General features: G+C 44.8%; 10 protein-coding genes and 1 tRNA gene. 2 read left to right on the top strand and 9 right to left on the bottom strand.

The window, feature by feature from the left end; translation table 11 throughout:
• Positions 1 to 66 precede the first annotated feature (66 nt).
• Positions 67 to 321 carry a hypothetical protein gene (locus tag IE117_RS21070; protein ID WP_189566834.1) on the bottom strand — a complete coding sequence of 85 codons (255 nt, stop codon included), beginning with the start codon at positions 319 to 321 and terminating at the stop codon, positions 67 to 69.
• Positions 322 to 341: 20 nt separating this feature from the next.
• Between IE117_RS21070 and IE117_RS21065 the strand changes: the two genes are divergently transcribed.
• Positions 342 to 1,409, top strand: a complete 1,068-nt coding sequence (locus IE117_RS21065; protein WP_189566832.1) for a tetratricopeptide repeat protein — start codon at positions 342 to 344, stop codon at positions 1,407 to 1,409.
• A gap of 3 nt (positions 1,410 to 1,412) precedes the next feature.
• Here IE117_RS21065 and menD read toward each other — a convergent pair whose 3' ends face one another.
• From menD to IE117_RS21035, 6 genes are all read right to left on the bottom strand, one after another.
• Positions 1,413 to 3,137, bottom strand: a complete 1,725-nt coding sequence (menD, locus tag IE117_RS21060; RefSeq protein WP_189566830.1) for a 2-succinyl-5-enolpyruvyl-6-hydroxy-3-cyclohexene-1-carboxylic-acid synthase — start codon at positions 3,135 to 3,137, stop codon at positions 1,413 to 1,415.
• Between the two features lie 179 nt (positions 3,138 to 3,316).
• A complete protein-coding gene (locus IE117_RS21055; protein WP_189566828.1) occupies positions 3,317 to 4,180 on the bottom strand; it encodes a sigma-70 family RNA polymerase sigma factor in 864 nt (287 codons plus the stop codon).
• A gap of 80 nt (positions 4,181 to 4,260) precedes the next feature.
• Complete coding sequence (gene pnp / locus IE117_RS21050) at positions 4,261 to 6,390, bottom strand: polyribonucleotide nucleotidyltransferase (RefSeq protein WP_189566826.1); 2,130 nt, start codon at positions 6,388 to 6,390, stop codon at positions 4,261 to 4,263.
• A 217-nt stretch (positions 6,391 to 6,607) separates the two neighbouring features.
• Positions 6,608 to 6,883 (bottom strand): 30S ribosomal protein S15, encoded by a 276-nt coding sequence (gene rpsO, locus IE117_RS21045; RefSeq protein WP_189566824.1) that lies wholly within the window; start codon positions 6,881 to 6,883, stop codon positions 6,608 to 6,610.
• Between the two features lie 137 nt (positions 6,884 to 7,020).
• A complete protein-coding gene (locus IE117_RS21040) occupies positions 7,021 to 8,532 on the bottom strand; it encodes an LptF/LptG family permease (protein ID WP_189566813.1) in 1,512 nt (503 codons plus the stop codon).
• Positions 8,529 to 8,933: an START-like domain-containing protein gene (locus IE117_RS21035; protein ID WP_189566811.1), complete on the bottom strand. Its 405-nt coding sequence runs from the start codon at positions 8,931 to 8,933 to the stop codon at positions 8,529 to 8,531. The genes IE117_RS21040 and IE117_RS21035 overlap by 4 nt, the downstream gene beginning before the upstream one ends.
• Positions 8,934 to 9,087: 154 nt before the next feature.
• Here IE117_RS21035 and IE117_RS21030 point away from each other — a divergent pair.
• Positions 9,088 to 9,164: transfer RNA gene (locus tag IE117_RS21030), tRNA-Met, on the top strand.
• Positions 9,165 to 9,367: 203 nt separating this feature from the next.
• Here IE117_RS21030 and holA read toward each other — a convergent pair.
• Together holA and IE117_RS21020 are read right to left on the bottom strand one after the other, a co-directional pair.
• Positions 9,368 to 10,387, bottom strand: a complete 1,020-nt coding sequence (gene holA / locus IE117_RS21025) for a DNA polymerase III subunit delta (protein WP_189566809.1) — start codon at positions 10,385 to 10,387, stop codon at positions 9,368 to 9,370.
• A gap of 64 nt (positions 10,388 to 10,451) precedes the next feature.
• Positions 10,452 to 11,048 (bottom strand): acyl carrier protein phosphodiesterase, encoded by a 597-nt coding sequence (locus IE117_RS21020; RefSeq protein WP_189566807.1) that lies wholly within the window; start codon positions 11,046 to 11,048, stop codon positions 10,452 to 10,454.
• Positions 11,049 to 11,134 lie beyond the last annotated feature (86 nt).

Genomic DNA, 11,134 nt, shown 5'->3' with positions numbered 1-11,134 from the left:
GGCGTTTTTGCGTATTCTGTGGGATCTTTCTTTAAATCCGATTAACACAATAAAACTGTACCCAACTCAAAATAGGAGGTCATGCCGCTTCATGCTCTCCTGCGTATCAGCGTGCATCTGTTGAAAACGGCCTGATATGGTGCTGATGAATTTTTCGTCCAATATAGACTCCAACTCTTCCACCGATTCGAACTCTGTCTCATCGATTTTGTAAATTTGTTCGTATTGGCCTCCGGCCTCAAACTTTACGATGTACTTACCGTTCCATTGATATAGGCCGATTTTGTATTGGGCATGGGGAATGTCTTTGAGGTACCGCATAAAATATCCGTTTAATTAAAATGAGAGTAAATTATCCATTCATTGTGAAGAAAGTGCATTCGAACAAGAAAAGTACCTATCCAGTAGTCGCGTTGTTACTCATTATGTTCAGCTGTCAATCAGTTGAGAAAGATGATGCATCTAATTTTTTCCTGAAAGGTAATGTTCAGTTTTCTCAAAAAAATTATGAACAAGCCTTACACTACTATGACGAAGCAGTGAATAAAAATTCGGATTTTCCGGATGCTTACCTAAACAGGGGCCTGGTACTTCTGGAATTGCAGCGGCCGGTGGATGCCTTACAATCACTCTCCCAGGCGATCGACGCGGATGAGCAGCTGTACCCAGCTTACCTTGCCCGAGCTGAAGTGGAAGCCCGACTCGGCCAGTGGGACGAAGCGATGAACGACATGATGACGATTCAGAAATCTTACGCTGATTCGTCACGATATTATCTCATTCACGGAAACATAATGGTTGGAAAAAACGACTTATCCGCCGCACTTGCAGATTTCGATCATGCCCTGCAGCTTGAACCTGCAAACACCGAAGCCCTTGTAAATCGCGGAGCTGTTTATTTCAATCAAAAGCAGTATGGACCAGCCAAGTCTGATTTTGAGGCCGCGCTGCAGATTGACCCGAAGCAACCAGAAGCGTTAAACAACCTGGGGCTACTTGCTGCTCGAAACAAACAATGGAAGGTATCCATCGACTTCCTTGATCGCGCTCTGTCGATTAATCCCGTGGATCCGCTCGCACTAAACAACAAAGGCTTTGTATTATTGAACACAAATAAACCCGATGAAGCAGTAGTTTTGATTAATCGCTCCATACAAAACCAGCCTGGCAATGGGTACGCACTTCGAAATCTCGGTTTATACTACTTGATGAAAAATAATTTAGACAAATCAACCGAAACATTCGAGCAAGCATTGGAGTTGGCTCAACCTGTCGAATTGTTGCATGGATATGCGGGAGAAGCTTTCTACAAATCAGGAAATAAATCGAAAGCGTGTGAGATTTGGAAAACAGGAGTTGTTCTGAAAGATAGTTTAGCGGACAACTACCATAAATTGAATTGCCAGTAAAAATTATTGCTTGCTAACAAACGCCTTTAAATCCCGGTAAGTTTTTTCATTTACAATTGGATCCGTTTGTATTTCAAGGATAGACACTGTATTTGCATTTACGAAACTACCCCATACATTTTCCAAACTAGTCAAAGATGTTTCGGGTAGATTTGGTAACACGAAATAATTAATTGTGGAGTCTTCCGCGGTTCGGCGGGCATTGAAATGGTGACGCGTTTCAAAATACTTCTGCAATTCAGGTTGAGATGCGGGGCCGTCGATCATCCTAAATATGGTGCCTCCCTGATTATTAAGTAAGATTATTTTAAGATTTTGAGGCAACTCTTCCATCAGTAGACCATTCCGGTCATAGAAAAACGCCACATCGCCTACTATCAGGTAAACTGGACGCATCGTACTTAGGGCCGCGCCAATGGCTGTGCTCACACATCCGTCAATCCCGCTGGTACCACGATTACAAAATACCTCAATCCCCTCTTGCTCAATTCCAAGCATATTCGCGTAGCGAACCGTCATGCTATTAGCCAGGTGAAGTTGCGAACCCACCGGAAGGTTTCTCAACACAAAATTAATGGCTGTTATATCATTTAACGACGTTAATATTTTAATAAAGTTCTCGGAAAGCGTACTTTTTGCCTGCTCCTCTTGCAACCAACTACCCTTATAGGTTTTGTACATTTCAAACTTCCCCTCCTGCGAGTCATTTAACTCTTTAATTAGCTTTTCGAAAAAATATTCCGGTGCAACATTTAATTGTCGAGTAAGCGACTGGAATGTGTCAATTAAATGCGAATCTTCACTTACACACCAATGTTTTTGCGGCGGGTTATTTTTTATAAATTTCTTAAGGTTTTTCGAAATGAATGATTTGCCCATTGTGATTAACAAATCCGGAGCTAAATGTTTGACATTATTTTCACTTAAAATAAGATCTTGTTTACTTATAAACAATTCATCGCTCTGAATATTACTTATGACATCCCCTATGATTGGGATGCTAAATTTCTCGGAGAGATTTAATAATAGTTGGTATAAATTTTCATTGTATTCACTTTGTCCAACTGCAATCAGGATTTTCTTACTTCCCTCCCACTCTATTAAAATATTTTTCCATTCCTCCGAAATGATTGAATTTTCGGTTTTCGCTCGTTCAATAACTCGTATATTCGCGGAGGGCGAAAAACTCTCCTCTTCTGTTGGATAGAAAGGCTCTCTGATCGGAATATTTATGTGCACGGGTCCTTTGGGGAAATCCTGGGCTGAGAGCAACGCCTCGTTCACACTTCGATTTATAAACCATACCGAGTCAGGATGCGTATAGTCAGCGGGCAGTTCCCAAAAGCCTTTGACGTGCCGACCATATATTTCAGTCTGGTATATCGTCTGCCCATCGTTTTGGTGGATCCATTCTTTGGGTCGATCAGCTGTTAGGACCAAAAGGGGTACTTGCTGAAAAAAAGCTTCCGCAATCGCTGGCGCGTAATTGTAGGCTGCCGACCCGGAGGTACAAATTAATGCCACGGGCTTTTTTCCCTGCTGCGCCATGCCAAGCGCAATGAAAGCAGCGGACCGCTCGTCCATAACTACCCGGCAATCGATTGATGGATTTCGGGAAAACGCCAATGTTAGCGCGGCAGACCGAGATCCAGGTGAAATAATTGCATTAGTAATGCCGTGCAAATGACAAAGTTGCGCCAAATCTATTAGGGGTTGCAATAAAGCCATATGGGTTTTGAGTCGAAAGTACCCCTACAAGTAAGTGTAGGTTTTTCATAAAAATAGGTTAGAAATTCTACCAGAATCGCATAGGTACAAAAAAAGCCTCTCAATTGAGAGGCTTTTCGAATGAACTATTGTTTCATTACTTTTTGAAACAAGTACTGAATACTTGGTGCCAAACACTGTTATCCAAGATACGTTTTCAAAGCTTTGCTTCTGGAGACGTGACGCAGTCGGCGAATTGCCTTTTCCTTAATCTGGCGGACGCGCTCGCGAGTAAGATTAAATTTCTCACCAATCTCTTCGAGAGTCATGGCATGCTCGCCGTTCAAACCAAAGTATAATGCAATGACATCAGCTTCGCGCTGAGTCAGTGTGCAAAGCGCACGCTGTACTTCCTTGCGAAGGGATTCGTTGACAAGACCCGAATCAGGCTTGTCTTCAAGATCATTCTCAAGTACATCTAGCAGACTGTTTTCTTCACCTTGGACAAAAGGAGCATCCATGGATACGTGGCGACCCGATATTTTCATGGTGTCCACTACTTCCGAAGAAGATATTTCCAGCACCTCTGCAAGCTCTTCGGGTGAAGGTTCACGCTCGAAACGTTGCTCCAGCTCAGAAAAAGTTTTAGAAATCTTGTTTAAAGAACCAACACGGTTGAGCGGGAGACGTACAATCCGGGATTGCTCGGCCAATGCCTGCAAAATGGATTGGCGGATCCACCACACAGCGTAGGAAATAAATTTGAATCCACGTGTTTCGTCAAAACGTTGAGCAGCTTTTATCAATCCCAAATTCCCCTCATTAATCAAATCCCCCAGCGACAACCCCTGATTCTGGTATTGCTTGGCCACCGACACTACAAACCTTAGGTTTGCCTTGGTCAAACGTTCGAGCGCCAATTGGTCACCTTCCCGAATTTTTTGGGCAAGCGTTACCTCCTCGTCTGGGGTTAACAAATCCACCTTACCAATCTCCTGCAAATATTTGTCAAGGGACTGGCTTTCCCGGTTGGTAATCTGTTTGCTGATTTTTAGCTGTCTCATTTAATTCTTTTTAGTGTCTTGATGTATATAACGCATTACTTCGCCAAATCATTTCAGATTGGAAAAATAATATATTAAAATTATTTATTTTCCGGTTTTGGTAGCAGGACTTTCCGGGACAAACGGTACTTGCCAGTCTTCTTATCAACGTCTACGAGCTTGACCTGCACTTCTTCACCTACCTGGAGAACTCCATCCATGTTTTCTAACCGTTCCCACTTAATCTCGGAAATGTGCAATAAACCATCTTTTCCGGGCACGAATTCAACAAATGCACCAAACGGCATTATGGTTTTGACCTTACCAGTGTAAACCTCACCAACCTCGGGAACCATGACAATGGCTTTGATTCGGGCGAGTGCCTTATCCATCGCTTCTTTGTTGGCAGAAAACACGCTTACAAACCCGGCATTGTCTTTTTCCTCGATGTTTACGGTAGCACCTGACTCCTTTTGAATGTCTTGAACCACTTTACCACCAGGTCCGATAACGGCTCCAATCATTTCGCGCTCAATCTTGATCACAGTCGCACGTGGGGTATGCGGCTTGAGGTCTTCCCTTGGGCCTGACAAAGCTTTGCTCATTTCATTTAAAATATGCAAACGCCCTTGTTTTGCCTGCATCAATGCTTCGGTCAGCACTTCATAGGAAAGACCGTCCACTTTGATATCCATTTGGCATGCGGTAATTCCTTTGGCGGTGCCGGTAACCTTAAAGTCCATGTCGCCAAGGTGATCCTCGTCACCCAGAATATCCGACAGCACTGCGTACTTCCCGGTTTCGGGATCAGTAATCAATCCCATGGCCACACCAGACACAGGGGCCTTAATTTGCAGACCAGAATCCATCAGTGCCAGCGAACCCGCACAAACTGTCGCCATTGACGAAGAACCGTTCGATTCCAGAATATCGGATACGATACGAATTGTGTACGGGTTATCCTCTCCTTGGGGCAGTACTTTTTTCAGAGCCCGCAAGGCCAGGTTACCGTGCCCGACTTCGCGGCGTCCGGGTCCACGGTTTGGTTTCACTTCACCGGTAGAATACCCAGGGAAGTTGTAGTGCAACATGAACTTGCTATAGCCATAATACATGGCCGTGTCAACAATCTGTTCGTCCAGTTTAGTACCTAGTGTTACCGTAGTAAGCGACTGGGTTTCACCACGGGTAAACAATGCAGAACCATGCGCACCAGGCAGGAAATCGACCTCACACGCGATAGGCCGGATTTCATCAAGCTTACGGCCATCGATCCGGATACGCTCATCCAGCACCAGACGCCGGGTGGCTTCATATTCCAGATCATGAAAGTACCTTTTGATTAAAGACTCATCCACTTCTTCGTCTTCACCGATGCTGGCCATAAATTCTTCGCGAATTGCTTTGGCTCTTTCCTTACGCACCTGCTTGTCATTTGAGGTCTGGGCTATGGAAGTCGTCAACTTATCGTAACAGAATGCCCGGACACGAGCTTTAAGTTCTTCGTCCTCAACATCACCTTCGTACTCACGCTTTTCGGTTTTGCCGACTGCGGCTTCCAGCTCTTTCAATACCCGGCATTGAGCCTTGATCACTTCATGAGCTACTTTAAGCGCTTCAATTATTTCATCCTCCTGTGCTTCTTCCAACTCACCTTCCACCATTGTGATGTCCTTTTCGGTGGCACCTACAATAAGCTCAAGCGTGGCACGGGCCAGGTCGGAAGTCTTTGGGTTGACAATGTACTGGCCGTCGATTTTAGCGACGCGTACTTCAGAAGCAGGTCCCTGATAAGGAATATCCGAAACGATAAGAGCAGCCGAAGCGGCCAGGCAGGCCAGGGCATCGGGCAACACTTCCGGATCGGCGGAAGCCAGCATGATATTGATTTGTGTATCGGCGTGGTAGTCGTCGGGGAACAGAGGACGGAGGGCGCGGTCCACAATACGGCAGATAAGTACCTCATGGTCCGACAAGCGGCCTTCACGACGCATAAAGCTGCCGGGAATACGGCCGGCAGAAGCAAATTTTTCTTGGTAATCGACGGAAAGTGGAAGAAAATCGACGCCGGGTTTGATATCGGTTTTGGCTACAACGGTAGCCAGCAGCATGGTGTCGCCCATGCGAACGACCACCGCTCCGTCGGCCTGCCGCGCCAATTTACCGGTTTCGATGGTGATGGTACGATTGTCAGGCAGGGTGATCGTCTTGGATACGACGTTAAATTGCATAAAAATAAGTTTGAATAGATTGTTGAATGACCGCTTAATATTGACCGCTATAACAAATATTGACTAGCAAAGGCATTGCTAGTCTTATTATATCTGCTTTACGTAAGGAAATGTTCGATAAATTATCGAATGGCGAAAAAATGGGGAGTAAGCAAGGAAATAATTATAAAAATCGGGGAATCTGCCTTTGGCCAGATTCCCCGATTCTCTCTTCCCGTTACTTTCTCAAGCCAAGCTCGGCGATGATAGAGCGGTAGCGGCTGATGTCCTCCCGGTAAAGGTAGTCCAACAGACTGCGGCGCTTGCCGACTAATTTGAGTAGGCTCAGGCGCGTATCGTGATCCTTCTTGTGCGTTTTGAGGTGCGCCGTCAGGTGGTTAATGCGATAAGTGAAGAGCGAGATTTGTGATTCGGGCGATCCGGTGTCGGTTGCCGATTTGTTGAATCCCTGGGTTTCGAAGATTTCTTTCTTCTTGTCCGTGGTTAAATACATGATTGTAACGACAGATTAAAATGTAAATATTAATATAAAAACAGCCGCAAAAGTAATTCTTTTAGTTGACACTTAAAAGCAGAGTGCGATTGGCGCTGTTTTTTTTCTTTAAGTGGCTGACTTGAAAATGCGTCCGTTCAAGAGATTGCTGTTTTTGTCTTTTGCGCGAGACGAAACTCTGAAAATTTATTAATCAGTTTTTTCCAGTACATCTGATAGACATCTTTTTCGAAGAGTCGCGAATCGTTTCTGGCCTTTTCCACAAAGTACACACCCGCCAGGAGCAGGATAGTGTTGGCCAGCCATGCACCGATCGTAACATCAAGTAGCCCTTCCTTGACAAACTTGTCTCCTTGAATGGTGAGCACGTATAAAAGAATAAAGAAAACGATCGATACCAGGACCGGCACGCCAAAACCGCCTTTCTTAATAATTGCTCCCAGTGGTGCCCCGATCAGGAACATAACAAAGCAGGAGAACGCCTGCGTATATTTATGAAGCTTTTCCAGTTCGTATTCATTTCCCTTTTTTCGCTTGTTTTCTATGAATTCCGAATTGGTCGATGCAAAGCTCTTAACGTTAGTGGCCGCGTTTTTTGCATTTTCCAGAATGACACTTTTAACGCTGTCAGTTACCGACATATTGAGCAGCGAATCCAGCCATTTACCGGCCTTGGGCTTGGTGCCGTAATTATTCTCAACCTGAAATTTGTAGGAAAAATATTGACGGCTGTTAGGCTCGAGATTCTGCTGAGCCCGATTGTATTCCTGGCGCAGGGAATCGGTAGTCTGGTTAAGAACTTCAATGTTCTGCATGAACTGGTGGTACTTGAACATATCCTCATCCGTTCGCTTCATGTCAAAGGACTCCATGCTCACCACCATCTCGTACTTATCGAAACGGCTTTGCATAAAGTTTGTGTTTTGGTTCTCCCCTCCGTCCGAAGTACTCAAATAAGCCATTGACCGGTCCTGATTGGCATTATCCATTTCCTGATAGTTATTCCCGTTGAAGAGCTCAATTTTCAGGTAGCCATTATTGTTGATCGTGAACATCCTTCCCGAATCGGCCAGGATTACCTGCCTGTTTCCCTTCCCATAGGAAGCATTATCGTGCTTGTAGATAATCATCCCAAGCATAGTATTGGAGTTGGGGACTTTCTTATTCACCTTAATACTATAGCCAGGCAAATCATTATAAAAGATTCCTTCCTTAATATTTAAAGTAGCTTTCGTTGTTTTTATGTCATACAATAAACTGTATCCCTTGAGATTGGCCCAAGGAACGACACGATCATTATAAAAGAATGAAAAAATACTTACGAAAAGCGCCACAAAAAAAAGTGGCATCATAATCCTGACAACCGATACACCGGCACTTTTCAGAGCAGTCAACTCAAAGAATTCCCCCAAATTTCCAAAAGCCATAAGGGATGACAGCAACATCGCCAGCGGCAGAGCGATGGGAACGGTGCTCATGGCGAAGTACGAGAATAGGCGCGAGTACTCTGAGAGGCCTATGTCTTTCGATACAAATTCGTCTATATAGAAAATGACGATCCGCATCAGGAAGATGAAAACCACTACTGACAAGGTGATGACAAAAGGTCCCCAAAAAGCTTTCAGAACCAGTTTATCAATTTTTTTCATGAGCTACCCACTATTTCTTTGAGACTATCCATCAATCCTCCCCAGAGGGACGAAAGTTCCGCTTCGTCCATGTTTTGCGAGTAATCAACGACCCGGAGATAGGTAGATTGCGTCAGATCACTCACTTCGAGTTTCATCTCCACATAATTCCTTTCTACCGAATCGTCATCGGTATCGCCGTTTTCTATAAACTCAAAACGCACCGACCTGTTGAGACGGTGCGAAGTACGTTCGGCGGGGTGACTCTCGCCATCCCATTGGAAATCGAAGAGATTGTCGGGCATGATTGTCACCTTTTCGGCAAACCATTGTTCCAGCCCTGCCGCAGTGCTTATGTACGGGTACAGGACTTTGGGTGAGGAGCGAATCTCGAATTCAGTAGTAAACAGATGCTTTTCCATAATACGATAGGAATAATTTATTTTGAAAACTCCGTCGCCTTTCAATTTCACGACGTTAGCGCCAAAAGATGTTCTGTAATGTAAGATTCCGAACTGAAATAAACAAAATTGTTTGCGGCATTATTTTTTTCATCTTAGCTTTGCACCTCAATTCGGCGGGGTAGCTCAGATGGTTAGAGCGCAGGATTCATAACCCTGAGGTCGGCAGTTCGATCCTGCTCCCCGCTACCAAGTTGTAAAAAGGCGAACCGTATCTGGTTCGCCTTTTTTGTTTAACCATTTTTGATTCAACAATTTGTACTAAAAACAGTGAGTTATCATGGCTAAAAATTGAAGCATAAAACCAGTGAGCCTTTGGTGTTAAGTTTGGCCGACGGCATGTTTTTAAACACACACAACACACTGCAAATCGGAAATTTCAGCTTCTTGCTTATTCAATGAATTATTTCGAATACAAGCTGCTTGAGTAGCTCTCCATCGTCAACGCTCCCGGCATCGACACCTTTCATCTGGGCGTCAGCGTACCGGAGGTCATGAATAATCTTGGCTACCTTACCCATAGAATAATTCCTCGCGGCAAGCGTGTAGTCTTTCACAAAAAAAGGATTTACGCCCAAGAGCGATGCGAGGCCGCCGTCGCTTCGGTCAGTAGCGGCATGGGTGAGCATGACCTTGGTGAAGAATGAAAAGAGAATAATCAGAATCGGTGCCAGGGGATTGTCTTTGGGGTTGGCCGCAAAATGATGGGCGATGTTATTGGCCTTGAGCACATCCCGTTGGCCCAGTGCTTTTTGAAATTCAAAGACATTGTATTCTTTACTGATACCGACAAATCGTTCGATTGCGTCGGCGTCAACTCCCTCCCCCGCTTTCAGGTTGATCACTACTTTTTGGATTTCGCTGACAATCCTCTTTAAATCATTGCCTATGTTGGTTACGAGCATTTGCTCGGCCTTTGGGCTGATTTTTATGCCCTGAGCATGGCAGTAGTTTCTTACCCATTCGGGTAGTTTGTTATCATATAAGCGTTTGGAATGCACGACAGCACCAGATTTTCCACACGCTTTGATGAAAGACTTCCGTTCGTCGGCCTTGTCGTGGTAGCATAAAACCAGAACCGTACTGGTCAGTGGATTAAGGGCATAGTCTTCCAGCCGTTGCAATTGTTCCTTTTCTTTTATTCCTGACAAATGATGAGCATCCTTGACCCAAACCAATTGCCGTTCGGCCATGAAAGGATAGCGTTTGGCGTAGCCCAAGGCTCCCGCCATATCAGTGTCTTTCCCATAAATGACAAATTGGTTGAACCCTTTTTCGGCAGCAGGTACCACACGCTTTTCCAGCTCTTCTGCGATCAGATCTATATAATAAGGTTCATCCCCGTAAAGGAAGTACACGGGTTTGAATTGCTTGGCGCGGATTTCTTTAAGGACAGATTCGGGCGTTTGGGCCATTTTTTCACAGTAGGTGATGACGCCACCTAAGCGGCGTGATTTTATATATGCTACTAGATTAGTGTCAGTAGTTTTCGATAAACTTCTCGCAGGCACGTTTTAACTTTGGATAAAACTCCATGAAAGCGTCCTGATAAATCTGCTGATTTCGTTGAAGCTCTTCCTCAGCGCCTTTTATAGCGCCCATGAATGCAAATCGCCGGGAAAGACCATCGAATGACCTTTTAATACCGGAAATATCTTTATAGTTAAGCAGCCAGTCATGCCGGATCATCGCTTCTGCCATGGAAAGCATGGCCGCCGGGATCAATTGTCGGTTCCTTTGAATGATTTCATAGGAGCCCATTACAAAACCGGCCAGATCTTCCTGATAGAATTTCGAAAAGTGGTTAGCCAGGAAATAATCGAAGTAGATATCCAATGCCACTCCCGCAACTTTCGGGTGCTTTATCGCGACAATCCGCTTTGCCTGGAGCACCCCCTGATTCGTATCCGTAAAGTTATCAATGAAACGGTGCAGTTCCACGCCTAGTCGAAAATCGGCTGGCCAGGATTCTGTTCTGAGCTCCGTGAGCTGACCTTTAATAAAATCGCCAACGTAGTTTCCCATCAGTATGCCTTCGCGCTCTCCCGATAATGCCACGTGTGCCAGAAAATTCATGATCGAAAGGTTGGTGTGCCTAAATTCCCGTAGATTTGTTTTAGCCAATGTGCTGAAAGAGTATTTGTAGCATCACTAACCACCAT

Origin of the sequence: Persicitalea jodogahamensis, assembly GCF_014651615.1 — a bacterium.
Classification (GTDB): Bacteria; Bacteroidota; Bacteroidia; order Cytophagales; family Spirosomataceae; genus Persicitalea; species Persicitalea jodogahamensis.
This window is presented reverse-complemented; position numbering and strand designations above follow the sequence as displayed.